The organism is Amycolatopsis sp. NPDC041971 (assembly GCF_055588925.1).
In genome coordinates this window covers 81058-107924 of the sequence record NZ_JBVJCE010000007.1, presented here as the reverse complement: position 1 = coordinate 107924, position 26867 = coordinate 81058, and the positions used below count along the sequence as shown (strand labels likewise).

General features: G+C 68.7%; 17 protein-coding genes and 2 pseudogenes. 17 read left to right on the top strand and 2 right to left on the bottom strand.

Annotation, left to right across the window (positions count from 1 at the left end):
* The first annotated feature begins 19 nt into the window (after positions 1 to 19).
* The 12 genes and pseudogenes from ACZ6DT_RS16520 to ACZ6DT_RS16465 form a co-directional block, all read left to right on the top strand.
* Positions 20 to 5617 (top strand): amino acid adenylation domain-containing protein, encoded by a 5598-nt coding sequence (locus tag ACZ6DT_RS16520; RefSeq protein WP_465595136.1) that lies wholly within the window; start codon positions 20 to 22, stop codon positions 5615 to 5617.
* On the top strand, positions 5614 to 5823 hold the full coding sequence (locus ACZ6DT_RS16515) for an MbtH family protein (RefSeq protein WP_276367472.1): 210 nt from the start codon (positions 5614 to 5616) through the stop codon (positions 5821 to 5823). The genes ACZ6DT_RS16520 and ACZ6DT_RS16515 overlap by 4 nt, the downstream gene beginning before the upstream one ends.
* Positions 5824 to 5937: 114 nt before the next feature.
* Positions 5938 to 7140, top strand: coding sequence for a cytochrome P450 (locus ACZ6DT_RS16510; protein WP_465595689.1), 1203 nt, complete (start codon positions 5938 to 5940; stop codon positions 7138 to 7140).
* A gap of 150 nt (positions 7141 to 7290) precedes the next feature.
* Complete coding sequence (locus ACZ6DT_RS16505) at positions 7291 to 8487, top strand: cytochrome P450 (protein ID WP_465595132.1); 1197 nt, start codon at positions 7291 to 7293, stop codon at positions 8485 to 8487.
* A 145-nt stretch (positions 8488 to 8632) separates the two neighbouring features.
* Positions 8633 to 9853, top strand: a complete 1221-nt coding sequence (locus ACZ6DT_RS16500) for a cytochrome P450 (RefSeq protein WP_465595130.1) — start codon at positions 8633 to 8635, stop codon at positions 9851 to 9853.
* Positions 9854 to 9918: 65 nt separating this feature from the next.
* A complete protein-coding gene (locus ACZ6DT_RS16495) occupies positions 9919 to 11394 on the top strand; it encodes a tryptophan 7-halogenase (RefSeq protein ID WP_465595128.1) in 1476 nt (491 codons plus the stop codon).
* Positions 11395 to 11455: 61 nt separating this feature from the next.
* Complete coding sequence (locus ACZ6DT_RS16490) at positions 11456 to 12643, top strand: glycosyltransferase (RefSeq protein ID WP_465595126.1); 1188 nt, start codon at positions 11456 to 11458, stop codon at positions 12641 to 12643.
* 33 nt (positions 12644 to 12676) lie between these two features.
* The gene (locus ACZ6DT_RS16485) at positions 12677 to 13903 is read left to right on the top strand and encodes a glycosyltransferase (protein WP_465595124.1); all 1227 of its coding nucleotides are present in this window, start codon (positions 12677 to 12679) and stop codon (positions 13901 to 13903) included.
* Positions 13904 to 13961: 58 nt separating this feature from the next.
* The gene (locus ACZ6DT_RS16480) at positions 13962 to 14891 is read left to right on the top strand and encodes a putative sugar O-methyltransferase (protein ID WP_465595122.1); all 930 of its coding nucleotides are present in this window, start codon (positions 13962 to 13964) and stop codon (positions 14889 to 14891) included.
* 51 nt (positions 14892 to 14942) lie between these two features.
* On the top strand, positions 14943 to 16169 hold the full coding sequence (locus tag ACZ6DT_RS16475; RefSeq protein WP_465595120.1) for a glycosyltransferase: 1227 nt from the start codon (positions 14943 to 14945) through the stop codon (positions 16167 to 16169).
* Between the two features lie 82 nt (positions 16170 to 16251).
* Complete coding sequence (locus tag ACZ6DT_RS16470; RefSeq protein ID WP_465595117.1) at positions 16252 to 17064, top strand: PIG-L deacetylase family protein; 813 nt, start codon at positions 16252 to 16254, stop codon at positions 17062 to 17064.
* A 71-nt stretch (positions 17065 to 17135) separates the two neighbouring features.
* Positions 17136 to 17876 (top strand): annotated as a pseudogene (locus ACZ6DT_RS16465) (ArnT family glycosyltransferase); the annotation flags it as partial.
* Between the two features lie 306 nt (positions 17877 to 18182).
* Here ACZ6DT_RS16465 and ACZ6DT_RS16460 read toward each other — a convergent pair.
* Positions 18183 to 18458 (bottom strand): annotated as a pseudogene (locus ACZ6DT_RS16460) (hypothetical protein); the annotation flags it as partial.
* A gap of 770 nt (positions 18459 to 19228) precedes the next feature.
* Positions 19229 to 20515, bottom strand: coding sequence for an aminotransferase-like domain-containing protein (locus ACZ6DT_RS16455; RefSeq protein WP_465595114.1), 1287 nt, complete (start codon positions 20513 to 20515; stop codon positions 19229 to 19231).
* Between the two features lie 277 nt (positions 20516 to 20792).
* Here ACZ6DT_RS16455 and ACZ6DT_RS16450 point away from each other — a divergent pair, with 277 nt between their 5' ends.
* The 5 genes from ACZ6DT_RS16450 (at position 20793) to ACZ6DT_RS16430 (ending at position 26803) form a co-directional block, all read left to right on the top strand.
* Positions 20793 to 21623 carry an alpha/beta fold hydrolase gene (locus ACZ6DT_RS16450; RefSeq protein ID WP_465595111.1) on the top strand — a complete coding sequence of 277 codons (831 nt, stop codon included), beginning with the start codon at positions 20793 to 20795 and terminating at the stop codon, positions 21621 to 21623.
* On the top strand, positions 21620 to 23353 hold the full coding sequence (locus ACZ6DT_RS16445; RefSeq protein ID WP_465595108.1) for an amino acid adenylation domain-containing protein: 1734 nt from the start codon (positions 21620 to 21622) through the stop codon (positions 23351 to 23353). The genes ACZ6DT_RS16450 and ACZ6DT_RS16445 overlap by 4 nt, the downstream gene beginning before the upstream one ends.
* 14 nt (positions 23354 to 23367) lie before the next feature.
* Positions 23368 to 24558: a cytochrome P450 gene (locus ACZ6DT_RS16440; protein ID WP_465595105.1), complete on the top strand. Its 1191-nt coding sequence runs from the start codon at positions 23368 to 23370 to the stop codon at positions 24556 to 24558.
* 119 nt (positions 24559 to 24677) lie between these two features.
* Positions 24678 to 25730, top strand: coding sequence for a 4-hydroxyphenylpyruvate dioxygenase (hppD, locus tag ACZ6DT_RS16435; protein WP_465595102.1), 1053 nt, complete (start codon positions 24678 to 24680; stop codon positions 25728 to 25730).
* The gene (locus ACZ6DT_RS16430; RefSeq protein WP_465595099.1) at positions 25727 to 26803 is read left to right on the top strand and encodes an alpha-hydroxy acid oxidase; all 1077 of its coding nucleotides are present in this window, start codon (positions 25727 to 25729) and stop codon (positions 26801 to 26803) included. Before hppD ends, ACZ6DT_RS16430 begins: the two co-directional genes overlap by 4 nt.
* Positions 26804 to 26867: the final 64 nt, after the last annotated feature.

Below are 26867 nucleotides of genomic sequence, written 5' to 3'. Positions count from 1 at the left end.
CCGCCATAAGGAGCAGATCGTGACCGTTGACGACACTCGCGCGAAGCCCCGCTCCAGCGTCGAGGACGTCTGGCCTCTCTCGCCGCTGCAAGAAGGGATGCTCTATCACACCGCCCTCGACAAGGACGGGCCTGACACCTACACGGTGCAGACCGTCTACGGCATCGACGGCCCGCTGGACGCGGGACTCCTGCGGGCGTCGTGGCAGGCACTCGTGGACCGGCACGCCGCGCTGCGGGCCTGTTTCCGCTTCGTCAGCGGCGCACAGATGGTGCAGGTCATCGCGCGGGACGCCGAGATCCCGTGGCGTGAAACGGATCTGTCCGGGCTGCCGGACGACGTCGCCGACGGCGAGGTGGACCGGCTGGCCGCGGAAGAGGTGGCCGAGCGGCTGAGCATCGAGGTCGCGCCGCTGATGAAACTGCACCTGGTCCGGCTGGGCCCGGAGCGCCACCGGCTCGTGCACACCCTTCATCACGTCCTCACGGACGGCTGGTCGATGCCGATCATCCATCGCGAGCTCGCCGCGATCTACGCCGCGGGCGGCGACGCGTCCGGGCTGCCGCCCACCGTGTCCTACCGGGATTACCTCGCCTGGCTGGGACGGCAGGACAAGGACGCGGCCCGGACTGCCTGGCGTGACGAACTCGCCGGGTTGGACACCCCGACCACGGTCGTCCCCGCCGACCCGGCCCGCGTGCCGGACATCCACACGGCGGTGGTCGAACTGTCCCCGGAGCTGACGGACGGCGTGGCCAGGCTGGCGCGCGGCAACGGCCTCACTCTCAACAGCGTCGTGCAGGGCGCTTGGGCCGTCGTGTTGTCGCAGCTCGCCGGGCGCACCGATGTGGTGTTCGGCGCGACCGCCTCGGGACGGCCCGCAGACCTGGCCGGCGTCGAGTCGATGGTCGGTCAGCTGCTCAACACCCTGCCGGTGCGTGTCCGGCTCGACGGCGCGCGGCGGGCCGTCGACCTGTTCGCCGAGCTGCAGAGCAGTCAGTCGGCGCTCATGGCCCACCAGCATCTCGGCCTGCAGGACGTGCTGGCCCTGGCCGGACCCGGAGCGGTTTTCGATACGCTCGTCATTTACGAGAACTTCCCCCGCGCCGGGCTCGGCGGGCCGGACGACACCGGTCTGGTCCTGCGCCCGGTGAAGCGAGGACGTAACTCGTCGCATTATCCGTTCACCCTGATCACCGGACCCGGTGAGCGGATGCCGCTCATCCTCGACTACGACCGTGGCCTGTTCGACGAGGCGGCCGCGGAGTCGGTCGTCGGCGCGTTGGCCAGGGTGCTGGAGCGGCTCGTCGCCGAGCCCGACGTCCTCGTCGGCAGGCTGACGCTGCTGAGTGAGGCCGAGCACGCCTTGGTGGTGGACGACTTCAACGCCACCGAAGGCCCGGTACCGGGGGCGTCCGTGGTCGAGCTGTTCGGGCGGCGGGTGACCGCGGCGCCGGACGCGGTGGCGATCACCGACGCGGGCGGCACGGACCTGACCTACGCCGACCTCGACCAGGCGTCGAACCGGCTGGCCGGTCACCTCGCCGATCGCGGTGTCGGCCGGGGAGACCGGGTCGGGGTGGCCATGGAGCGGTCACCGGATCTGCTGATCGCGTTCTTGGCGATCTGGAAGGCGGGCGCCGCCTACGTCCCGGTGGATGTCGAGTACCCGGCCGAGCGGATCGCGTTCATCCTCGCCGACTCGGAGCTTTCGACCGTCCTGTGCACCGAGGCCACCCGTGGTGTCGTGCCGTCGGGCGCGATCGTCCTCGACGCGCCGGAGACGCGTGCCGCCATCGGCGCTTCGGCCGCCACGGCGCGGGAGTTCCGGCCGAGCGCGGACGACCTGGCGTATGTGATGTACACGTCGGGATCCACCGGCACCCCGAAGGGCGTGGGCATCCCCCACGGGGCCGTGGCGGGCCTGGCCGGCGACGCGGGCTGGCAGATCGGTCCCGGCGACGGCGTGCTGATGCACGCGACGCACGTCTTCGACCCGTCGCTCTACGCGATGTGGGTGCCGCTCTCGACGGGCGGCCGGGTGCTGCTCACCGAACCGGGCGTGCTGGACGCGGCCGGGGTGCGGCGGGCCGTCGAACGCGGCGCGAACTTCGTCCACCTCACCGCCGGTACCTTCCGCGCCCTCGCGGAAACGTCGCCGGAGTGCTTCGAGGGCCTGGTCGAGATCGGCACCGGCGGCGACATCGTGCCCGCGCAGTCCGTGGAGAACCTGCGGCGGGCCCAGCCCGGCCTGCGGGTGCGGAACACCTACGGACCGACCGAGACCACCCTTTGCGCCACGTGGCTCCCGATCGAACCCGGTGACGTGGTCGACCGGGAGCTGCCGATCGGCCATCCCATGACGAACCGCCGGATCTACCTCCTCGACGCCTTCCTGCGGCCGGTCGCCCCTGGAGTGGCGGGCGAGCTGTACATCGCGGGCACGGGCCTGGCACGCGGGTACCTCGCCAAACCGGAGCTGACGGCCGAGCGGTTCGTGGCGTGCCCGTTCCTCCCCGGTGAGCGCATGTACCGCACCGGCGACCTGGCGCGCTGGACCCGCGACGGCGAGGTGGTGTTCCTCGGGCGCACCGACGAACAGGTCAAGATCCGCGGCTACCGGGTGGAGCTGGGAGAAGTGGAGGCCGCGCTGGCGGCCCAGCCGGGAGTGGTCGAAGCGGTCGTCGTGGCGAGGGAGGACCAGCCGGGCGAGAAGCGCCTGGTCGGCTACTTCGTCTCCGACGGCGGTGACCCGGGCGCGGAGGAGATCCGGCGGCGGATGGCACTGGCCCTGCCCGCGTACATGGTGCCCATGGCTGTCATCGCCCTGCCGGGCTTGCCCGTCACCGCCAACGGCAAGGTCGACCGCCGGGTCCTGCCCGCCCCGGATCTCGCGGGAAGCGGGTCGGAGAAGGCGCCCGAGAGCGAGGCCGAGAAGGTGCTGTGCGCGCTGTTCTCCGAGATCCTCGGCGTCGACCAGGTGGGGGTCGACGACGCTTTCCACGATCTCGGCGGGAGTTCGGCGCTGGCCATGCGGCTCATCGCGCGGATCCGTGAGGAACTCGGCGCGGATCTGCCCATCCGGCAGCTGTTCTCCTCGCCCACCCCCGCGGGGGTCGCGAGGGCGCTCGCCGCGAAGGCCCGTCCCGCGCTGGAAGCCGCGAAACGACCGGACCGGGTGCCCCTCACCGCCCGGCAGCTGCGCGCCTGGCTGCTGGCCCGTCCCGGAGAGGAGACGGCCGGTCTGCACATCTCGGTCGCGCTGCGCTTGCGCGGCAGGCTGGACGTGCCCGCGCTGGCGGCGGCGCTCGGTGACGTCGCGGCCAGGCACGAGATCCTCCGCACGACCTTCCCCGGGGACGCGCAGAGCGTCCACCAGCACATCCAGGACGCCTTGGCGGTCGAGCTGACCCCGGTGCCCGCCACCGAGGAGGCCCTTCCCGGGCTGCTCGCCGAGCAGCGTGAGCTGGTCTTCGATCTCACCCGGGAGGTGCCTTGGCGGTGCGATCTCTTCGAGCTTTCGGAGAAGGAGCACGTGCTGCACCTGCGGGTGCACCGCATCCTCACCGATGAGGACTCGATCGACGTGTTCTTCCGGGACCTGGCGGCCGCGTACGGCGCGCGTCGCGAGAACCGGGTCCCGGAGCGCGCGCCGCTGACCCTGCAGTTCGCCGACTACGCGATCTGGGAGCGGCGGCTGCTCGCCGACGAGGACGAGCCGGGCAGCCTGACCAACGAGCAGGTCGTCTTCTGGCGGGACAACCTGGCGGGTATCGACGGGGAGACGGTGCTCCCGTTCGACCGGCCGCGGCCCGCCGTCCCGTCGCGGCGTACCGAATCGGTCGAAGTGCCGCTGGAAGCGGATGCGCACGCCCGGCTGACGGGGGCGGTGGAGCGGCTCGGCGCGGACACGCACCAGTCGGTGCACGCCGCGCTCGCCATGCTGCTGAGCAGCTTCGGCGCGGGCCAGGACCTGGTGATCGGCACGACGCTGCCCAGGGACGAGGACCTCATCGACCTCGAGCCGATGATCGGGCCGTTCGCCCAGCCGCGCGCCCTGCGTACGGACGTCTCGGGCGACCCGACCTTCCTCGAGGTCGTCTCCCGGGTCCAAGAAGCGGCCCAGGTCGCGGCCCAGCACCCCGACGTGCCCTTCGAACGGGTCGTCGAGCTGCTGGACCTGCCGGCCTCGCTCTCCCGGCATCCCGTGTTCCAGGTGGGCCTGTGGGTGGACGAGGAAGGCCTCGGGTCGTGGGACGCGGCGGAACTGCCCGCCCTGCGCACCGATGTCGAACCCGGCGGGACCGAGGCCATGGAGCTGGATCTCGCGTTCGAGCTCACCGAGCGCTTCGACGACGACGACAACGAGGGCGGCATCGACGGCACCCTGCGGTACGCCGCCGACCTGTTCGACGAGGCCACGGCCGAATCGGTGGCCAGGCGACTGGTCCGCGTCCTGGAACAGGTGGCGGAGAATCCCGAGCGGCGGATCAGCGACCTGGACATCTTCCTCGACGACTCCGAACGCGGCCGTCCGGTGATCGCACCGGCGCGGTGGTCCGGCGCGGTGCCGGCGGTGGTCGCGGGCCTGGCCGGGGAAGGCCCGCTCGGCGCCCTCCTGCTCGACGAGCGGCTGAACCCGGTGGCTCCCGGGGCCGTCGGCGATCTGTACGTCACGGGGCAAGCGGTGGACGCGGGAACGGCCGAGCTGCCCACCGTGCTCTGTCCGTTCGGGCAGCCGGGGCACCAGATGCTGCCCACGGGCCTGCTCGCCCGCAAGACGCCGGCCAAGACCCTGGTGGTCGTGGGCGAGCGACGGCGGTCGACCGCCGCGGTGAGGACGGGTGACTTCGAGATCCTGTTGCCGCTGCGGGTCGGCGGCGACCGCCCGCCCCTGTTCTGTGTCCACGCGAGCGGCGGTTTGAGCTGGAACTACGAGCCACTGCTGCGGTATCTGCCCTCGGATCAGCCGGTCTACGGCGTGCAGGCGCGAGGACTGGCCCGGACCGAACCACTGCCGGGCAGCGTCGACGAGATGGCGGCCGACTACCTCGAGCAGATCCGCGCCGTGCAGCCGAACGGGCCGTACCACCTCCTCGGCTGGTCTCTCGGCGGGCGTATCGCGCAGGCGATCGCGACCCTGCTCGAAGCGGCGGGGGAGGAGGTCGGTCTGCTCGCCCTGCTCGACGCCTATCCCGTCTACATGGGACGGAACGCGACCGGCACGCCGAGCCAGCAGGCCGCGCGTGACGAAGAAGCGCTCGAAAAACGGAATCGGCAGGACCTGGACCTCGCGGGGCAATTGGTCAAGGGAGCGGGCGCCCGATCGCGGCTGGAGGCGGTCATGCGCAACCTCTGGGAGGTGGGGCCACGCCACACCACTTCACCCTCCGCGGCCGACATCCTGCTCTTCATCGCCACCGTCGACCGTCCCGGCCATCTGCCCGTCCCGGTGGCGAAAGCCGGCTGGAAGGAGTTCACCAGCGGGGCCATCGAGCCTCACGAGATCCCGTCCAACCACTACGACATGGTGCAACCCGCGGCGCTGGCCCAGATTGGACCCATCGTCGCCGAGAAACTCCGGTCCCGGCCGGAACGTGAAAGGACACAACGATGACCAACCCATTCGACAACGAAGACGGTTCCTTTTTCGTGCTGGTCAACGAAGAAGGGCAGCACTCCCTCTGGCCGACCTTCGCGGAGGTGCCCGCGGGCTGGACGCGCGTGCACGGCGAGGCGAGCCGTCAGGAGTGCCTCGCCTACGTCGAGGAGAACTGGACCGATCTCCGGCCGAAGAGCCTCATCCAGGAAGTCGGCGCCTGAAAAGGTGTCCAGCCGCTCAAGGCGGCCGGTTGGACGGGCTCGACGCTCGTCCGACCGGCCTGAACACCCGTTCCGCTTCCGGTGGCTGGGCGAGGCGAAAGGACCTGTGCAGTGATCGAAGAGAACAACGTCGTCCGTGGCACGTTCGAGGAGATCAACGTCGATCTGGGGTTGGCGATCCACCGGCGTGATCGCTTCGACCCGGTGCCCGAGCTGAGCGCTTTGATGGCCAACGGCCCGATGGCCGTCCTGGGCGTCGAAGACGCGCCCGAAGGACGGACCGCTTGGCTCGCCATGGGGTACGACGAGATCCGGCAGGTCCTCGGCTCGGACAAATTCAGCGCCAAACTGCTTTACGGCGGAACCGCGGCGGGCTTCACCTTCCCCGGTTTCCTCACCCAATACGATCCGCCGGAGCACACGCGCCTGCGCCGGATGGTGACGTCCCCGTTCGCCATCCGGCGGATACAGGGATTCCGGCCGCAGGTCGAGAAGATCGTCGACGCCACACTGGACGCCATCGAGGCCACCGGTGGCCCGGTCGACTTCGTCCCGCGGTTCGGCTGGCCCATCGCGACGACGGTGACTTGCGACTTCCTCGGCATTCCCCGCGACGACCAGGTGGAGTTGTCGCGTGCCCTGCACGCCAGCCGGGCCGAGCGGTCGGGCAAACGGCGCGTGGCGGCGGGGAACAAGTTCTGGACGTACATGAACCAGGTCGTGAGCCGCACGCGCCGTGCTCCCGGCGACGATCTGTTCGGTGTGGTGGTGCGCGAACACGGCGACGACATCACCGACGCGGAATTGATCGGTGTGGCGTCGTTCGTCATGGGGGCGGGCGGGGATCAGGTGGCCCGCTTCCTCGCGGCCGGCGCGTGGCTGATGGTCGAACACCCCGAGCAATTCGCCCTGCTGCGGGAAAAGCCGGACACCGTCCCGGATTGGCTGGACGAGGTGGTCCGGTATCTGACCAGCGACGAGAAGACCACTCCGCGCGTCGCGCTGGAGGACGTGAACATCGGCGGCTGCCCGATCAAGGCGGGCGACGCCGTCACACCTTCTTTCCTGGCGGCGAATCGCCGCGACTTCCCCGGCGAGGAGGACCGGTTCGACATCGGCCGGGAAAAGCCCGCGCATGTCGCGTTCGGGCACGGCATCCACCACTGCCTCGGCAGGCCGCTGGCCGAGCTGGTGTTCCAGGTGGCGATTCCGGCGCTGACGCACCGCTTTCCCACGTTGAAGCGGGCCGAACCGGAGCGGGAGATCAAATTGGGGCCGCCGCCGTTCGACGTGGAAGCCCTCCTGCTCGACTGGTAGTGCCGGCGGATGGTGGACGTACATGAAGGCCCCCTTCCTGTACCCAGGCGCAAGGAAGGGGGCCTTCATGTACCGAGGAACAGTGACCGTGACGGGTGGTCCGGCTCGACAAGCCCCTGGCCCATGTCTCGTAGTAGAGGAGCTTTTCCCTTGAGTGGTGACGATTCGCGTCCGGTCCACATCCGGCGGCAGGGTCTCGACCCGGCGGACGAACTGCTCGCCGCCGGAGCGCTGACGGAGGTCACCGTCGGCTCCGGAGCGGACGCCGTGACGACCTGGATGGCCACCACGCACGCCGTCGTGCGGCAGGTGATGGGCGATCACAAGACGTTCAGCACCCGGCGCCGCTGGGACCGGCGGGACGAGATCGGCGGGGCAGGGATCTTCCGGCCGCGCGAGCTGGTCGGCAACCTGATGGACTACGACCCGCCGGAGCACACGCGGCTGCGGCAGAAGCTGACGCCCGGTTTCACCCTGCGCAAGATGCAGCGCCTGCGGCCCTACATCGAACAGATCGTGTCCGAGCGTCTCGATGCCATGGAACAGGCGGGATCGCCGGCGGATCTGATCGAACTCGTCGCCGACGAGGTCCCCGGTGCCGTGTTGTGCGAGCTGATCGGGGTGCCGCGCGACGACCGCGTCATGTTCATGCAGCTGTGCCACGGGCATCTCGACCCCGCCCGAAGCCAGAAGAGGCGCGCGGCCGCGGGTGAAGCGTTCTCCCGCTATCTGCTGGCGATGATCGCCAGGGAACGGAAGGACCCGGGCGAGGGGCTGATCGGAGCCGTGGTCGCCGAATACGGTGACGAGGCCACGGACGAGGAGCTGAGGGGCTTCTGCGTTCAGGTGATGCTGGCCGGCGACGACAACATCTCCGGGATGATCGGGCTGGGCGTGCTGGCGATGCTGCGGCATCCCGAGCAGATCGAGGCGTTCCGGGGCGACGAGCAATCGGCACAACGGGCGGTCGACGAGCTGATCCGGTATCTGACGGTGCCCTATGCCCCGACGCCGCGGATCGCCAAGGAGGACGTCACCATCGGGGACCAGGTGGTGAAAAGAGGGGAGAGCGTCATTTGTTCCCTCCCCGCGGCCAATCGTGACCCCGCACTGACGCCTGATCCGGAACGTCTCGACGTCACCCGCGAGCCCGTTTCCCATGTCGCGTTCGGCCACGGCATCCATCACTGCCTGGGAGCCGCGCTGGCCCGCCTCGAATTGCGCACGTTCTACACCATGCTGTGGCAGCGTTTCCCCACCCTGAAGCTCGCGGATCCGGATCAGGAGAACATGTTCCGCCTGACCACCCCCGCGTACGGATTGACCTCGCTGATGGTCGCGTGGTGATCGCCCCCGGCCGTTTCCGGACGGCCGGGTCGTCCACGCGAGGCGCTGGACCTCCGCTCGACAACCGATGAAACTGGGGCCGACGACGGGTCGGGTCGATAAGGCCGAAGCGCACTCGCGGTCAGTTAAGGAGCTTCCACTCGACATGGGGAACGGTATCGATCAGGCCGCGCCACTCCTGCGGGAGCCGGCGAACTTCCAAATGAGGACGAAGTGCGATCCGCATGAGGACAATTTCGACCTCCGGGCGCACGGCCCGCTGTTCCGCATCGTCGGGGAAGCGTCCGCTCAGCTGGGCAGGGACTATGTCTGGCAAGCCGGTGGCTATGACGTGGTCCGCAAGATCCTGGGTGATCACGAGAATTTCTCGACGCGTCCCCGGTTCACGCAAGGGGAGTCCGGGGCGCACGTCGAGTCCCAGTTCGTCGGGCAGATATCGACTTATGACCCGCCGGAACACACCCGTCTGCGGCGGATGCTGACGCCGGAGTTCACCCTCCGCCGGATCCGCCGGATGGAACCCGCGATCCAAAGCCTCATCGACGATCGGCTCGACATGGTGGAGGCCGAGGGCCCGCCCGCGGATCTCCAGGGGTTGTTCGCCGATCCGGTCGGCGCGGGTGTCCTGTGCGAACTGCTCGGCATCCCGCGCGACGATCGGCGTGAGTTCGTCCGGCGGCTCAGGCGGAACGTCGATCTGGGCCGGGGGCTCAAGGCGAGGGCGGCCGACAGTGCGGCGTTCAACCGGTACCTGGACGGATTCATCGCGCGGCAGCGGAAGGATCCGGACGAGGGATTCCTCGGCATGCTGGTCCGGGAACACGGTGACAACGTCACGGACGAGGAACTGAAGGGCCTGTGCACGGCGCTGATCCTCGGTGGGGTCGAAACCGTCGCCGGGATGATCGGCTTCGGGGTCGTCGCGCTGCTGGACAATCCCGACCAGATACCGCTGCTTTCGGCGGGCCCGGACAAGGCCGATCGCGTGGTCGCCGAACTGGTGCGTTATCTGTCGCCCGTTCAGCAGCCGAATCCACGCCTCGCCATCAAGGACGTGGTCATCGACGGTCAGCTGATCAAAGCGGGGGATTATGTCCTCTGTTCCATTCTCATGGCCAACCGGGATGACGCACTGACGCCGAATCCCAATGTATTCGACGCGAACCGGGATTCGGTTTCGGACGTCGGATTCGGGCACGGAATCCATTATTGTATCGGCGCGGCCGTGGCGAGGTCGATGCTGCGGATGGCTTATCAGACCCTGTGGCGCCGGTTCCCGGGACTGCGGCTGGCCGTGCCCATCGAAGAAGTGAAGTTTCGCAAGGCGTTCGTCGACTGCCCTGATCAGGTGCCGGTCATCTGGTAGCGGACGGCAGACAGAGATGTTCGGCAGCCACAACGAATTGACACTCGATCGAGGAATGGTGGGATATGTCGGTGGAAGATTTCGATGTGGTCGTGGCAGGCGGCGGGCCGGGTGGTTCGACCCTGGCCACCCTCGTCGCCATGCAGGGGCATCGGGTGTTGCTGCTCGAAAAAGAGGTGTTCCCGCGGTATCAGATCGGTGAGTCGCTGCTGCCCGCCACGGTGCACGGGGTGTGCCGGATGCTCGGCGTCGCGGACGAGCTGGCCAACGCCGGCTTCCCGCTGAAGCGGGGCGGCACGTTCCGCTGGGGCGCCCGTCCGGAGCCGTGGACGTTCCACTTCGGCATCTCCGCCAAGATGGCGGGTTCGACGTCGCACGCCTATCAGGTCGAGCGGGCGAAGTTCGACCAGATCCTGTTGAACAACGCCAAGAGCAAGGGCGTGGTCGTGCGCGAGGGGTGCGCGGTCAACGATGTGGTGGAAGAGGGCGAGCGCGTCACCGGGCTGCGGTACACCGACCCCGATGGCGATGAGCGTGAGGTGTCGGCGCGTTTCGTGGTCGACGCGTCGGGCAACAAGAGCCGCCTGTACTCCCACGTCGGTGGCACGCGGACCTATTCGGAGTTCTTCCGCAGCCTGGCCCTGTTCGGGTATTTCGAGGGCGGCAAGCGGCTGCCGGAGCCGGTTTCGGGCAACATCCTGAGCGTGGCCTTCGACAGCGGCTGGTTCTGGTACATCCCGCTGAGCGACACGCTGACCAGTGTCGGCGCGGTGGTCCGCCGGGAGGACGCGGACAAGATCCAGGGTGACCGGGAAGCAGCGCTCAACGCGCTGATCGCCGAGTGCCCGATGATCTCGGAGTACCTCGCGAACGCGACCAGGGTGACCACCGGCAAGTACGGCGAACTGCGTGTCCGCAAGGATTATTCGTACCAGCAGACGACCTTCTGGCGCCCCGGGATGATCCTGATCGGCGACGCCGCGTGCTTCGTGGACCCGGTGTTCTCCTCCGGCGTGCACCTGGCGACCTACAGCGCGCTGCTCGCGGCCCGGTCGATCAACAGCGTCCTCGCGGGCGACCTGGACGAGAAGACCGTGCTGAACGAGTTCGAGGCGCGGTATCGCCGCGAGTACGGCGTGTTCTACGAATTCCTCGTGTCGTTCTATCAAATGAACGTGAACGAGGAATCGTATTTCTGGCAGGCCAAGAAGGTCACGAACAACCAGCACACCGAGATCGAGTCGTTCGTCGAGCTGATCGGCGGCGTGTCCTCCGGTGAGACGGCGTTGACCGCCGCGAACCGGATCGCCGAGCGCAGCGCGGAATTCGCCGCGGCCGTGGACGAGATGGCCGGTGGCGACGGGGACGACATGGTGCCGATGTTCAAGTCGCATGTGGTCAAGCAGGCGATGCAGGAAGCGGGCCAGGTGCAGATGAAGGCGTTGCTCGGCGAGGACGCGGAGCCCGAGGTGCCGCTCTTCCCCGGCGGGCTGGTCACTTCGCCCGACGGGATGAAGTGGCTGCCGCATCACCCCGTGTGACGGCTCCGCGGTTCGGATGGTGCGCCGAAGGCCGTGATCGGAGGGAACAGGGGATGCGAAAATGCGCGTGTTGATTTCGGGGTGCGGCTCTCGCGGGGACACCGAACCGTTGGTGGCCTTGGGGGTTCGGCTGCGGGAACTCGGTGCCGAGGTGCGGATGTGCCTGCCGCCGGACTACGCGGAGCGGTGCGCCGAGGTCGGTGTGCCGATGACGCCGGTCGGCCGTCCGGTGCGGGCGGGGGCACGCGAGCCCGGCGAACCGCCACCCGGTGCGCCCGAAGTCGTCACCCAGGTGGTCGGCGAGTGGTTCGACAAGGTGTCGGCGGCCGCCGGGGGGTGTGACGCGGTGGTGGCGTCCGGTCTGCTGCCCGCCGCCGTCGCCGTACGCTCGGTGGCCGAGAAGCTGGGCATCCCTTATTTCTACACCGTCTGGTCTCCGGACCATCTGCCGTCGTGGCACGACTCCGCGCGGCGGAAGTTGTACAACCAGGGCGCCGACGAGCATTTCGGTGGCGTGGTCAACAGCGGGCGGGCCGGGATCGGCCTGCCACCGGTGGAGAATCTGTTCGATTACGGCTACACCGATCGGCCATGGCTGGCGACGGACCCGATCCTGGCTCCGCCGCCGGGCGGCCGGTACGCCAGGCAGACCGGCGCGTGGATCCTGCCGGACGAACGGCCGCTTCCCGCGGAGCTGGAGGCGTTTCTGGCCGCCGGCCCGCCGCCGGTGTACGTGGGTTTCGGCAGCTCGTCCGGAGCCACGACCGCCGGCGCTGTGAAGGTGGCCATCGAGGCGATCCGTGCCAAGGGCCGCCGGATCGTCGCCTCCCGTGGCTGGGCCGACATGGTCCTGCCCGAAGACGACGCCGACTGCTTTGTCGTCGGCGAAGTGAATCTCCAGAAGCTTTTCACCAGGGTGGCCGTCGCCATCCACCACGACAGCACGGGCACGACGTACGTGGCCACGCAAGCGGGCGTCCCGCAGATCGTGGTGCGCAACGTGATCGACAACGTCGTGGAGCAGGTGTACTTCGCCGACCGGGTGGCCGATCTGGGCGTCGGTGTGGCACTCGAGGGTCCGATCCCGGCCTTCGAGGCCATGTCGGCCGCGCTCACCACGGCACTGGACCCGGAAACCCGCGCACGGGCGACGGTCGTGGCGGGCACGATCCGCACCGACGGGACGACGGTGGCCGCGGCGGAGCTGTTCGACGCGGCGGGCCGGGAAAAGCCCGCTGTTCCCGCGTGACGTGCCACAACCTACGGAACGGGGAACCAGGTGATGCGTGTCTTGTTGTCGACGTCCGGTAGCCGCGGGGACGTCGAACCGCTGATGGCGCTGGCGGTCCGGCTGCGAGAACTCGGCACGGAAGTGCGGATGTGCGCCCCTCCGGACTCCGCGGACCGGGTGGCCGAATTCGGTCTGCCGCTGGTGTCGGTCGGCCGCTCGGTGCGTCCGGAGGCGGACAGGAAGACTCCGCCGTCGCGCGAGGACATGGCCCGGTTCATGACCGAAGCGATCACCGTGCAGTTCGACGAGATCCCGGCGGCCGCCGAGGGCTGTGACGCGGTGGTGACGACCGGTCTGCTGCCCGCGGCGGTCGGCGTCCGGTCGGTGGCGGAAAAGCTGGGCATTCCCTACTTCTACGCCTTCCACTGCCCGATCTACGTGCCGTCGCCGTACTACGCGCCGCCGCCGCCCATCGGCGAGCCGCCCGCCCCGGAGGGCACCGACATCCGGGCGCTGTGGGACCGGAACAACCGGAGTGCCCAGAAGCGATACGGGGACACGCTCAACGGCAGGCGGGCCGAGATCGGCCTGCCGCCGGTGGAGGACATCTTCGCTTACTGCTACACCGATCAGCCGTGGGTGGCGGCGGACCCGGTACTGGCCCCGCTGCAACCGACGGACCTCGGCGCGGTGCAGACCGGCGCGTGGACCCTGCCCGACGAACGGCCGCTTTCCGCGGAATTGGAGGCGTTCCTGGCCGCCGGGCCACCGCCGGTGTACGTGGGTTTCGGGAGCCTGCACGCTCCCGCCGACGCCGCGAAAGTGGCCATCGAGGCGATCCGTGCCCAGGGCCGCCGGGTGGTTCTTTCTCGCGGCTGGGCCGATTTGGCCTTGATCGACGACCAGGAAGACTGCCTCGCCATCGGAGAGGTCAACCAACAGCTGTTGTTCGGCCGGGTGGCCGCCGTCGTCCACCACGGCGGGGTGGGCACGACGACCGTGGCCGCCCGTGCGGGCGTTCCCCAGATTCTGGTTCCTCAGATAGCGGACCAGCCGTACTACGCCGGCCGGGTCGCCGAACTGGGCATCGGTGTGGCACACGAAGGCCGGGTCCCGACCTTCGACTCGCTGTCCGCGGCACTCACCATCGCCTTGGCGCCGGAAACCCGCGCCCGGGCGGGGGCCGTGGCGGGCACGATCCGCACCGACGGGGCGACCGTGGCCGCGGAACTGCTGCTCGACGCGGTCAAGCGGGAGAAGACGTCCGTTCCCGGGTGAACCATTACCCGACGACCTCGCTTCCATTTCATCCCTTGAGGAAGGTTTGAGACCGGCCATGATCGATCAACCGGACAACGCCACCCGAACGTATGAAGCCAGCACCATGTGGCAGCAGATCGGTGAAGCACACCTCAACCAGGAGATGATCGCCGATCTGGCCGGGTTCAAGAACAGTGAGGTCAACTACCGGCTCGCGCTGGTCAACGTGCGGACGAACGGTGTGCGTTTCCTGAAGACGCTGATCTATGGTCTGGCGGGCCGATTGAGTCAGGACGCGTGGGCGGGACTGACCCGCATCCGCAATCGCGAGGTGGGTGACCCGATTTCGGTGACCTATCACGGCGAGCAGGTGGACCTGGACTACCTCCGGGCCGCGTTGGAACTGGAGTTCATCGCGAAAGCGGTCGACCTGGACGAGGCCGAGGTGCTGGAGATCGGCGCCGGGTATGGGCGAACCGCCCACGCGATCATCTCCAACCACGAGATCACCGGGTATTGCATCGTCGATCTGCCGAACACACTGGAACTGTCGCGGAAGTACCTCGCCGCGGTACTGACCGACGAGCAGTACGGCAAGGTCGAATTCGTGCCGGTGGACAAGATCGAAAGCACGCTGGCGGACCGGAACTTCGACCTCTGCCTCAACATCGACTCGATGGCCGAGATGAGCGCGGAGACGGTGCGGTCGTACCTCGCCCTCATCGACCAGCAGTGCCGTCACTTCTACGTGAACAACCCGGTGGGGAAATACCTGGACAAGAGCCTGGACTCGCACGCGCGAGGCGAGGAGGCCGTCGCGCTCGCCCTGAGCACCGGCCTGCTGACGGACATCATCGACATCCACGACAACCGGGCCGTCGAAGCGCAGGCACGGAAGTACGTCGAGGCCTATCTGCCGGGTGACGGCTGGACGTGCGTCGCCGACGAATGGGCTCAGCCGTGGAGCTACCTCTGGCAAGCGCTGTACAAGCGGCAAGGTCGTTGACGGACACCGCCGGACGGCCCGGTCGAAAACCCATCGGAACAGAGGTGCGAAATGCGTGTGTTGTTGTCGACGTGCGGATCACGAGGAGACGTCGAACCACTGGTGGCACTGGCGGTTCGGTTGCGGGAACGCGGCGTGGAGGTGCGGGTGTGCGCCCCGCCGCCCGCGGCGGAGCGGCTGGCGGAAACCGGTGTCGCCCATGTGCCGGTCGGCGTGAAGCAGCGGGTGATGTTGCAGGAAGGGATGCCGCCGCCGTCGCCTGAGGACGAGCGCCGGTTCGCGGCCGAGGCGATCGACATGCAGTTCGACAGCGTCCCGGCGGCCGCCGAAGGCTTCGACGTGGTGGTCGCGACCGGGGAGATGGCGGCTGCGGCCTCCGTGCGCTCGGTGGCCGAGAAGCTGGGCATCCCCTACCACTACGCCGCCTACAGCCCGGTCTATCTGCCGTCCTCGTACTTCGCGCCGCCCTTGGACGAGCGGACCACGCCGGGCGTGACCGACAATCGGGTGCTGTGGGAGCAGCGCCACGAGCGCTTCTACGAGCGGTTCGCCGGCCCTCTCAACAGCAGGCGGGCTTCGGTCGGCCTGGCTCCGTTGGAGAATCTTTTCGACTACGGCTACACCGATCGGCCATGGCTGGCGACGGACCCGGTCCTCGCCCCGCTGCAGCCGGGTATCGACGCCGTGCAGACCGGCTCGTGGATCCTGCCCGACGAACGGCCCCTGTCCGCCGAGGTCGAGGCGTTCCTGGACGCCGGAACACCGCCGGTGTACGTGGGTTTCGGCAGCACGACCGCGATCGGGACCGGGGACATCGCGACATCGGCCATCGAGGCGATCCGTGCCAAGGGCCACCGGGTGATCCTTTCCCGCGGCTGGGCCGAACTGGCCCTTCCCGACGAGGGAGCCGACTGTCTCGCCGTCGACGAAGTGAACCTCCAGGTCCTGTTCGGCCGGGTGGCCGCCGTCATCCACGGCGGCAGTGCGGGTACGACGCACGTGGCCGCTCGAGCGGGCGCTCCCCAGATCATCATCGCCCGGCACACGGACCAGCCGTACTACGCCGACCGGGTGGCCGAACTGGGAATCGGTGTGGCACACGACGGTCCGGCCCCGACCTTCGAATCCCTGTCGGCCTCGCTCGCCGGAGCCCTCACCCCGGAGACCCGGGCGAGGGCGGCTGCCGTGGCAGGAACGATCCGCACCGACGGGGCCGCCGTCACCGCGGACCGGCTGCTGGACGCGGTCAGCCGGGAGAAGGCCGCCGTTTCCTTCTGACCACACCGATCCGGCCGGTGGCCGGTGGTCCGTCCAGATTTCACCTGTTGTCCCGTGGCACCGCTGACGCGAAAGTGACGCTATGTCTCAAGACCTCCGGCTACTGGCGATCTCCCCTCATCTGGACGACGCCGTCCTGTCCTTCGGAGCCGGCCTCGCGCAGGCGGTGCAGGACGGTGCGGAAGTGACCGTCCATACGGTGTTCGCCGGTACGGCGGCGCCTCCTTACTCGCCGGCGGCGGAGCGGATGCACTCGATCTGGGGTCTCTCGCCGGAGGAGGACGCACCGCTGCACCGGCGGAACGAGGACATCGCCGCGCTCGAACAGCTGGGGGTCGGTCATCGGCACGGCCGATTCCTCGACGCCATCTATCGCAAGCTCCCGGACGGCCGATGGCTGGCCGACAACGTGGAGGGCCGCAAGAAGCTGGCGATCAGCAGGCAGACCTCGCAGAGCGACCCGGATCTGTTCGCCGCGGTCAAGGACGACATCGAAGCGGTCGTCGAAGAGTTCGAGCCGACGCTGATCGCCACCTGTGCGGCCATCAGCCATCATGTCGACAACGAGATCACGCGGGACGCCGCGTTGTTCGTCGCGGCGGAGAAGGATGTTCCTGTCCGGCTGTGGGAAGACCTTCCCCACGCGGTCTTCGGCATGGGCTCGGCCGAACTGCCGGCGGGATTCAGACTCGGTCCCCCCGATTCCGGCTCCGTCGAACCCGAGGCGCGGACGCGGAAATTCGAAGCGCTGAAGCTCTATTCATCGCAGATGTTGATGCTCAACGGGCCGCAAAAGGATCTGTTCGATCAGTTGGACGGGCATGCTCGTAAGACCTCGCCGGACGGCGGCTATCGCGAAACGACCTGGCCTGTCGTCTCTCGCGACGACAGCTGAGACCGCACCACCCGAAGAACTTGATCAGTCGGTACGGCCACGGGCGCCGTATCGTGCCAGGAGGTAGCTGAATGTCCGAAACACTCACCGTTCTGCCGTCGCCGAGCCCGGATCCCGTGCCCGACGACAGATCACCCCGCTGGATGCTCTGGCGTTCGCCGCCCGGACAGCCGTCATGGGCCCGGCCCACCCTGCTGGGCATCGCGTTCGTGGCGGCGGTGCTCTACGCCTGGAATCTGCCGCGGGTCGACTACGCGCCGCTGTATTCGGACGCCGTCCGGAGCATGTCCGAGAGCTGGAAGGCGTTCTTCTACGCCGCCGTGGACCCGGAGGCGACGGCCACGCTCGACAAGCTCGGCGGCTCGTTCGCGGTACAGGCCGTCTTCGCCAAGATCTTCGGCTTTCACGCCTGGTCGCTGGCGCTGCCGCAGGTGATCGGCGGGGTGATCTCGGTGCTGGTGATGTACCGGGTCGTGCGGCGATGGGCGGGCGTGGTCCCCGGTCTGCTCGCCGCGGCGATCCTCACCTTCACCCCCGTCGCCGCGTCCATGTTCGGGCACAGCATGGCGGACGGCCTGCTGACCATGTGCCTGGTGCTGGCGGCCGACGCGTTCCAGCGCGCCGTCCTGGAAGCACGGCTCCGGTCGCTGCTCTGGGCCGGTGTCTGGGTGGGGCTGGGTTTCCAGGCCAAGATGATCACCGCGTGGATGATCCTGCCCGCGCTGGCGATCGGTTACCTGCTGACGGCGCCGACCGAACTGCGCCGCCGGGTGAAGCACGTGGCGATCGCCGGGGTGGTGACGCTCGCGGTTTCGTTGTCGTGGATCGCGCTCTACACCTTCACACCGGCCAGCGCCCGGCCCTATGTCAGTGGCACCACGAACAACAGCGCGGCCGCCATGGTGTTCGGCTACAACGGTCTCGGGCGCGTGGGGATCAACGTCCCCGGTGCGCTGCCTCCCACCGGCCGGATGGCCGGACCGCCGGTGCTCGGTCCGCCGGACAATCCGCTGGACCGGTCGAAGCTGCGCGGCTCGAAGGGCGAGCCGGGTGAAGCGGGTCAGGCGGGGCCGGGTCAGGCGGGCCCGGGTCAGGCGGGACCGGGTGAAGCGGGCCCGGGTCAGGCGGGACCGGGTGAAGCGGGCCCGGGTCAGGCGGGGCCTGGTGAAGCCGGACCGGGACAGGCGGGGCCTGGTGAAGCCGGACCGGGACAGGCGGGACCGGGCCCGGCGGGACGGGACCCGAGCAAGCTGAGGCCGGGTGACGTGATGGTCCTGCCCAACGGCGATGTGATCGTGGGGCCGGGCGGTGAGCCACCGCCTCCGGAGGACCCCTCGAAGGTCGCGAGCCGGGTGGACCCGGTGTTCAGCTGGTACAAGTTGTTCGACGGCCACCTCGGTGTCGCGATCGCCTGGCTGTTCCCGCTCGCGTTGCTGGCACTGGCGGGCGGGCTCTGGTGGCGGCGCCGGGCCGAACGTGCCGACCCGGTGCGCGGCGGTTTGGTGATGTGGGGTGTGTGGCTGGCGACCTTCACCGTCGTCTTCAGCGCGAGCGAAGTCGCGCACACCGCCTACGTGGCCACTCTCGCACCCGCGATCGCCGCGCTTTCCGCCTTCGGCATCGTGATGTTCTGGCGGGCGTACCAGGGTGGCGGCAGGCAGGCGTGGCTCCTGCCGCTCGCGCTCGCGGCCGAATTGGCCTGGGGTGCCTGGCTGTGGTCCGGTTACCCCAACTTCCTGCCGTGGGCGAAATGGGGAACGCTCGCGCTCGGCGTGGTCGCCCTCGTCGTGCTGGTGCTGGCGCGAGTGGCCAAGGGTGCCTCCACCACGCTCGTGAAGGCCGGACTGGTCATCGGTGTCGTGGCCATGCTCGCCGCGCCCGCCGCGTACTCCGTCTCCGTTCTCGACTCCGACTACGCGGGCGACTCCTTCGACGCCAACGCGGGGCCGGCCTCAGGCTCCGCGTGAGGTGAACCCGAGCTTCGCGTTCGTGGGGCTCGCAGTGAAGTACATGATGGCCCCCTTCCTTGCGCCTAGGTACAGGAAGGGGGCCTTCATGTACTCGGGAAGGTGCGGAAGGCGCCGCCTTCACCGCCGGTAACGCGAAAAGGGGCTTCCCTCGCATCGCATGCGAGGGAAGCCCCTTCACAACTACCCCTGGCAGGTCAGGGGAGCCGCGGCGTGATGAGCGCCGCGAGCCGCGCGACGCCCTCTTCGATCAGTTCCGGCGTGAGCAGGCTGATCGACAGCCGAAGCTGGTGGAATCCGCCCTTGCCGCCGTAGAAGTGGTGCATCGGGGTGAACAGCACGCCGTGGTCGCGGGCGGCGACTTCCAGCAGTTCGTCGTCGACGACGAACGGGACGGTGACGGTGACGAAGAAGCCGCCCGTCGGGGTGTTCCAGCCGACGCCGGCGCACGAGCCGAGGGCACGGTCGAGCGCGCTCAGGGTGAGCTGAAGATTGCGTTGGTAGATGGCGATTTCCCGCGTGTTGGCCTTGGTGAGGCTGAAGTCGTTGAGCAGGAGCTTCCCGGCGATCACGGCCTGCGCGATGGGGGAGGTGTTCACCGTGAGCATGCCCTTGAGCTTCGAGAGCTGGTCGGCGAACAGGCCGCCGTCGGCCATCCGCTGATCCGCCACCGCGAAACCGACCCGGGCGCCGGGCATGCCGGTCTTGGCGAAGGAGCCGAGGTAGACCACGGAGCCCGACCGGTCGAGCGACTTCAGCGAGGGGAGCCGCTCGGAGCCGAACAGGCCGTACGCGTTGTCTTCCAGGAGCAAAATTCCGTGCGCCTCGGCGACATCGAGGAGACGGCGGCGCGACGGCAGATCCATGCTGGTGCCGGTGGGATTGGCGAAGTTCGGGGTCACGTAACAGGCCCGCACCCGCTTGCCCTGTTCGTCGGCGCGCTTCAGCTGGAGGACGAGGTCGTCCGGGTCGATGCCGTTCTCGGTCGAGCGGACCGGCCACACGGGGGTGTCGGTGAGCAGCGCCGCCCCGGTCAGGCCGACGTAGGTGGGGGCGGGGGCGAGCAGGACGTCGCGGTCGCCCGCGCGCAGTGTGCGGAGGACGAGGAACATGGCCTCCTGCGCGCCCACCGTGACGACGACGGATTCGGGGGCGGCGTCGATGTTCTCGTCCTCGGCGAGATTCCGGGCGATGAGATCGGCGATGACGCCCTTGGTGGTGCCGTATTGGAAGAGAGTGCGGGTCACCCCGGCCTCGTCCAATTTCCGATCATCGCGCAGATGGGCGCAATAAGCGTCGATGTACTCGTGAATGAGCCGGATGTCGAAGAACTCTTCGTACGGCCGGCCTGCCGCCATGGAAATGGCCACAGGGTATTCGTCGATCAGCTCGTTGAGCAGGTTCATCGACGAGATGGCCGGATCGGTGAGCGATCCGTGCAGCGTTTCCACGTTCAAGTGAGTGGACAGACCGTTTGAATCCATGAATACTAGGATTTCCATACGCCGTTGAGGTGTCAAGAAAAGGCCGTGGACGCCGGGATCGTTCCCGTGAATCGGTCCCCTTTCCCGAGAGCGTTCAGGTTGTCCATCGCCGAATCCTCCGGACACTCGATCTCTGAAGGTACGGTCGGATACGCGCCACGGCATCTGGGAGGACGCGACCGTTGAGGGGAAACACTTTCGCCGGGACGGTTTCGGTGACCTCCGGCCGCCTCGCCACCGAATCGCGGCACAGCAGCCATATTCCCGGAGGAGCATCATGCTGATGACAACCGAGAACGGGATCCGGTTGTCCTACAACGACTGTGGTGACGGCCCGCCCGTTCTTCTGCTGACCGGCACCGGGGCGCCGAGTTCGGTGTGGGACCTGCATCAGGTGCCCGCGTTGCGTGCCGCCGGTTTCCGCGTGATCACCATGGACAATCGCGGGATCCCGCCGAGCGACGACGGCACGGACGGGTTCACCATCGAAGATCTCGTCGCGGATGTGGCCGCCCTGATCGACTTTCTCGACGCGGTGCCGTGTCGCGTGATCGGGACGTCGATGGGTTCGTACATCGCGCAAGAGGTCGCGCTCGCCCATCCGGAACTGCTGCATTCGGTCGTGCTGATGGCGGCCTGCGGCAAGAGCAGTCTCGTCCAGCGGGAGCTCGCCGAGGGCGAGGCGAAGCTGATCGAACAGGGCATCGAGTTGCCGCCGGGTTTCCTCGCCGCTGTCCGCGCCATGCACAACCTCGGGCCCGCGACGCTGGCCGACGACGATCTCGCCGGAGACTGGATGGACCTGTTCGCGGCGTCGGGATCCTGGGGCCCGGGCGTCCGGGCCCAGTTGTTGCTGAGCGCGTTGCCGGATCGCCTCGACGCCTACCGTGCGATCAAGGTGCCCTGTCACGTCGTCTCGTTCGAGCACGACCTCGTGGCGCCACCGGCCGCCGGGCTGGAACTGGCCTCGGCGATCCCCGGCGCGACCTACCGCACGATTCCCGAGTGCGGGCATTTCGGCTACCTGGAGAACCCGGAAGCGGTGAACCGCGAGCTGCTCCGGTTCCTCCGCACCGAATCGCGCGAGACACTGGGAGAGACCGCATGACCGTCCTTTCGGCGGCCACGACACCCGCCCTGTTCGAGGCGACCGCAGCCGTGCTGCCGGATCGTCCGGCGGTGGCGATGGACACCACCACGCTCACCTACGCCGAGCTGAACGGGGAGGCCAACCGGCTCGCCCGGCGCCTCGTCGCGCACGGTGTCGGTCCGGAGCGGCTCGTCGCGCTGGCGATGCCGAGGTCGATCGAGTTCGTCATCGCGATCCTCGCCGTGCACAAGGCCGGTGCCGCGTACGTGCCGGTCGACCCGGACTATCCGGAGGAACGCAGGCGGCAGATGCTGGACGACACGGCGGCGCACTGCCTGTTGTGCCTGCCAGGGCAGGATGTGGCGGGGGCCCCCGTCGTACTGAGTGTGGAACGGGAACCGGGCGGGTCCGTGCCGAACCTGGACGACCAGGACCGGATCGGCCCGTTGCGTCCGGACCAACCCGCGTACGTCATCTACACCTCGGGCTCGACGGGGCGGCCGAAGGGCGTGCTGGTCACGCACCGCGGGATCCCGAACCTCGCCGACGACTACGTGCGCCGTCAGAAACTGGGGCCGGAGAGCAGGTTGCTGGCCTTCGCCTCGCCCAGCTTCGACGCCGCGGTCGCCGAATTCTGGCCGATCTGGCAGGCGGGTGGCTGCCTGGTCCTGGCTTCCGCGCCGGACCTGGTCCCCGGAGAGCCGCTCTCCCGGTTGGTGCGCGACCAGCGCATCACCCATGTCACGCTGCCGCCGTCCGCGCTGGCACCGCTGGAGGAGGCGGGCGGCCTGCCCGCGGGACTGACCCTCCTGGTCGCCGGCGAGGCGTGCCCGGCCCCGGTCGCGAAACGCTGGGCCGTGGACCGCGTGATGATCAACGCGTACGGCCCGACGGAGGCCACCGTCGCGGTGACCGCGAGCGAACCCCTGACCGGTGAGGAGACACCGCCGATCGGCAGGCCGATCACCGGTGTCCGCACCTACGTCCTGGATGACCGGCTGAAGCCCGTCGAGAACGGAGAGGTCGGCGAGCTGTACACGGTGGGCCCGGGCCTCGCCCGCGGTTACCTCCGAAGAGCGGCCGCGACCGCGGAGCGGTTCCTGCCGGATCCCTTCGGTGGCCCGGGGGAGCGCATGTACCGCACCGGGGACCGGGTGCGGACGCGTCCGGACGGTCAGTACGTCTTCGTCGGCCGGGTCGACGACCAGCTGAAGGTGCGCGGCCACCGGATCGAGCCGGGTGAGGTCGAAGCCGCCCTGCTGGCGGTGGACGGCGTGGCCCAGGCGGTGGTGACCGAACACGAGAACAGGCTCGTCGCCTATGTGGTCGGCACCGGCGGCGAACGCGTGCCCGTCGAACGACTCCTGCCGCCGCTTCGCGAGCAACTGCCCGGATACCTGGTGCCCGACGTGGTCGTCGGCTTGCCGAGTCTGCCGGTCTCGCCGAACGGCAAGATCGACCGGGTCGCCCTGCCCACTCCCGAAGAGGAGCACGCGGGACGCGCGGCGGGCCGGGAACCGCTCACCCCCACGGAAATAATCCTGGCCGAACTGTTCGCCGAAGTGCTCGGCGTCAGCAGCGTCGGCGTGGAAGACAGCTTCTTCGAAATCGGCGGTCACTCACTGCTCGCGACCCGGCTGGTGAGCCGGATCCGGGAACGCTTGAAGATCCGGCTGAGGGTGCAGGCGTTCTTCGACGCGCCGACAGTGGCACGGCTCGCCAAGGTGCTCGACGGCGCCCAAACCTGACCTGGAGACCATTCATGCAGACGACGGCAGCCGTCGACCTCGGCGATCCCGACCTGTACACGACTTTGGACCGGCACGACCGGTGGCGTGCGTACGCGGCGGAAGACGCGATGGTGTGGAGTGAACCGGGCAGCTCACCCAGCGGCTTCTGGTCGGTGTTCTCGCATCAGGCGTGTGCCGCGGTCCTCGGCCCTTCCGCCCCGTTCACCTCCGAGTACGGAATGATGATCGGCTTCGACCGCGCCCATCCCGACAACTCCGGTGGCCAGATGATGGTGGTCTCCGAACAGGATCAGCACCGGAAACTGCGCAAACTGGTCGGGCCGCTGCTTTCGAGGTCGTCCGCCCGGAAGCTCTCGGAGCGGGTGCGCGCCGAAGTGCGCGGTGTACTCGACCAAGTGCCCGAGGGCGAGGTGTGCGACGTCGCCGCCGCGATCGGCCCGCGGATCCCCGCCGCCGTCGTCTGCGAAATCCTCGGTGTACCCGCCGAGGACCAGGACATGCTCATCGACCTGACCAATCACGCGTTCGGCGGCGAGGACGAACTGTTCGACGGGATGACGCCGCGCCAGGCGCACACCGAAATCCTCGTCTACTTCGACGAACTGATCACCGCGCGCCGCGCGAGCCCCGGCGAAGACCTCGTCAGCACGCTGCTGTCCGACGACGAGCTCTCGATCGACGACGTGTTGCTCAACTGCGACAACGTTTTGATCGGCGGCAACGAAACCACGCGGCACGCGATCACCGGTGCGGTGCATGCTTTCGCCACCGTCCCCGGACTGCTGGAACAAGTGCGGGACGGGAGCGCGGACGTCGACACCGTCGTGGACGAGGTGCTGCGCTGGACCTCGCCCGCGATGCACGTGCTGCGGGTGACGACCGGAGAGGTCACGATCAACGGCCGTGACCTCGAAGCGGGCACGCCGGTGGTTGCGTGGCTTCCCGCCGCGAACCGGGATCCCGCCGTGTTCGACGATCCCGACACGTTCCGGCCGGGACGGAAACCCAACCGGCACATCGCCTTCGGGCACGGCATGCACCACTGTCTCGGCTCCGCGCTCGCGCGCCTCGAACTGGCGGTCGTGCTGCGGGAAGTGGCCGAGCGGGTTTGGCGGGTGGAGATGGTGAAGGAGCCGGCCTGGCTGCGCGCGGTCGTCGTGCAGGGATACCGGGAACTTCCGGTGCGGTTCACCGGCCGCTGATCCTCCTCCGTCCGAAGTGGACGGAAGTCGACGGAAGTGTCAAGCGGACAACGTTGATGCGGAAATGGCTTCGCGTCATCCTGTGATCGAGGATTACATCTATTCCACGGAGGAATGTCTTGTCTTCTCAAGAAACCACGCAGAACTTCGAGATCGACCATGTGGAAATGTATGTGGCCAACCTCGAGGCGGCCGCGTCCGGCTGGATGGACAGGTACGACTTCTCCGTCGTCGCCACCGACCGGTCGGCCGACCACCGCGGCGTGACGCTGCGGCACGCCGCGATCACGCTGGTCCTCACCGAGCCGCTGTCGGACCGCCACCCAGGGGCCACGTACCTGCAGACCCACGGCGAAGGGGTGGCCGACATCGCGCTGCGCACTCCCGACGTGGCCGCCGCTTTCGAAGCGGCGGTGAAGGGCGGTGCGGAGCCCATCCGCGAGCCGGAGAAGCGCGCGGACTCGGTCGTCACGGCCACTGTCAGCGGTTTCGGCGATGTCGTGCACACCCTGATCCAGAACGACACCACCGAGGAAGCCTCCCGCGGCAAGGGAGGGGTGGATCTGCGGGAGATCGACCACTTCGCGGTCTGCCTGAACGCGGGGGATCTCGGCCCCACGGTGGCGTTCTACGAGCGTGCCCTCGGGTTCAAGCAGATCTTCGAAGAGCACATCATGGTCGGTGCCCAGGCGATGAACTCCACCGTCGTGCAGAGCGCTTCGGGGGCGGTCACCCTCACCCTGATCGAGCCCGACAAGACCGCCGACCCCGGCCAGATCGACGACTTCATCAAGGAGCACCACGGTTCCGGCGTCCAGCACATCGCCTTCACCAGCCCGGACGCGGTCCGCGCGGTCAAGGAGCTCGCCGCGCGCGGCGTGGAATTCCTGAAGACGCCGGACACCTACTACGACCTGCTCGGTGAGCGGATCGAGCTGGAGACGCACTCGCTGGACGATCTGCGCGAGACGAAACTGCTCGCCGACGAGGACCACGGCGGGCAGCTGTTCCAGATCTTCACCGCTTCCACGCATCCGCGTAAGACGATCTTCTTCGAGATCATCGAGCGCCAGGGCGCCGGCACCTTCGGCAGCTCCAACATCAAGGCCCTGTACGAAGCCGTCGAGCTGGAGCGCACCGGGCAGAGCAAGCTCGGCCCCGCCCGGCGATGACCCACCTCTGCCTGGACGACCTCGAACGTGCCGCACGGACGGCCCTCCCCGGCGAGATCTGGGATTTTCTCGCCGGGGGCAGCGGGGCCGAGGCTTCGCTGGAGGCCAATCGCGCCGCGCTGGAGCGGATCTTCGTGATCCCCCGGATGCTGCGCGAGCTGACCGGCGGCACCACCGAGGCCGAGGTTCTCGGCCGGCGCGCCGCACTCCCCGTGGCGGTCGCGCCGGTCGCGTACCAGCGGTTGTTCCATCCCGAAGGGGAGCTCGCGGCGGCACGCGCGGCGCGGGACGCCGGCGTGCCGTACACCATCTGCACCCTGAGCAGTGTTCCGCTGGAGGAGATCGCGGCCGTCGGTGGGCGGCCGTGGTTCCAGCTGTACTGGCTGCGCGACGAAAAGCGGTCACTGGAGCTCGTACGCCGTGCGGAGGACGCCGGTTGCGAGGCGATCGTGTTCACCGTCGACGTGCCGTGGATGGGACGGCGGTTGCGTGACATGCGGAACGGCTTCGCGTTGCCGGAATCGGTGACGGCGGCCAACTTCGACGCCGGTGCGGCCGCGCATCGCCGTACCGACGGGCTTTCGGCCGTCGCCGACCACACCGCGCGTGAATTCGCCCCGGCCACTTGGGAATCCGTCGAGGCGGTCCGTGCGCATACGGACCTTCCGGTGGTACTCAAGGGGATCCTCGCGGTCGAGGACGCCGTCCGCGCCGTCGACGCGGGTGCCGCCGGAATCGTGGTGTCCAACCACGGAGGCCGTCAGTTGGACGGCGCCGTCCCGGGGATCGAAATGCTGGGAGAGATCGCGGACGCGGTTTCCGGTGGTTGCGAAGTGTTGCTGGACGGCGGGATCCGGACCGGCGGGGACGTGCTCAAGGCGGTCGCGCTCGGAGCGTCGGGGGTGCTGGTCGGGCGGCCCGTCATGTGGGGGCTGGCCGCGGACGGCCAAGAGGGCGCCCGGCAGGTGCTCGACCTGCTCGCCGTCGAACTCCGGAACGCGATGGGCCTGGCGGGCTGCGACTCGCTGAGCGCGGCCCGGCGGCTGGGCACCCGGGTCGTCCGGTACGGCTGACGGCTCCGCCGCGGACGGGCTTTCCCGATGGCGAACGCCGCATTGTTCTGTTCGTGTCCACCAC

What these genes read in the sequence shown, in the direction of transcription:
- ACZ6DT_RS16515 (WP_276367472.1), top strand. Translation starts at nt 5,614, where the DNA reads ATGACCAACCCATTCGACAACGAAGACGGTTCCTTTTTCGTGCTGGTC.
- ACZ6DT_RS16500 (WP_465595130.1), top strand. Translation starts at nt 8,633, where the DNA reads ATGGGGAACGGTATCGATCAGGCCGCGCCACTCCTGCGGGAGCCGGCG.
- ACZ6DT_RS16495 (WP_465595128.1), top strand. Translation starts at nt 9,919, where the DNA reads ATGTCGGTGGAAGATTTCGATGTGGTCGTGGCAGGCGGCGGGCCGGGT.
- ACZ6DT_RS16490 (WP_465595126.1), top strand. Translation starts at nt 11,456, where the DNA reads ATGCGCGTGTTGATTTCGGGGTGCGGCTCTCGCGGGGACACCGAACCG.
- ACZ6DT_RS16485 (WP_465595124.1), top strand. Translation starts at nt 12,677, where the DNA reads ATGCGTGTCTTGTTGTCGACGTCCGGTAGCCGCGGGGACGTCGAACCG.
- ACZ6DT_RS16480 (WP_465595122.1), top strand. Translation starts at nt 13,962, where the DNA reads ATGATCGATCAACCGGACAACGCCACCCGAACGTATGAAGCCAGCACC.
- ACZ6DT_RS16475 (WP_465595120.1), top strand. Translation starts at nt 14,943, where the DNA reads ATGCGTGTGTTGTTGTCGACGTGCGGATCACGAGGAGACGTCGAACCA.
- ACZ6DT_RS16470 (WP_465595117.1), top strand. Translation starts at nt 16,252, where the DNA reads ATGTCTCAAGACCTCCGGCTACTGGCGATCTCCCCTCATCTGGACGAC.
- ACZ6DT_RS16455 (WP_465595114.1), bottom strand. Translation starts at nt 20,515, where the DNA reads ATGGATTCAAACGGTCTGTCCACTCACTTGAACGTGGAAACGCTGCAC.
- ACZ6DT_RS16450 (WP_465595111.1), top strand. Translation starts at nt 20,793, where the DNA reads ATGCTGATGACAACCGAGAACGGGATCCGGTTGTCCTACAACGACTGT.
- ACZ6DT_RS16445 (WP_465595108.1), top strand. Translation starts at nt 21,620, where the DNA reads ATGACCGTCCTTTCGGCGGCCACGACACCCGCCCTGTTCGAGGCGACC.
- ACZ6DT_RS16440 (WP_465595105.1), top strand. Translation starts at nt 23,368, where the DNA reads ATGCAGACGACGGCAGCCGTCGACCTCGGCGATCCCGACCTGTACACG.
- ACZ6DT_RS16430 (WP_465595099.1), top strand. Translation starts at nt 25,727, where the DNA reads ATGACCCACCTCTGCCTGGACGACCTCGAACGTGCCGCACGGACGGCC.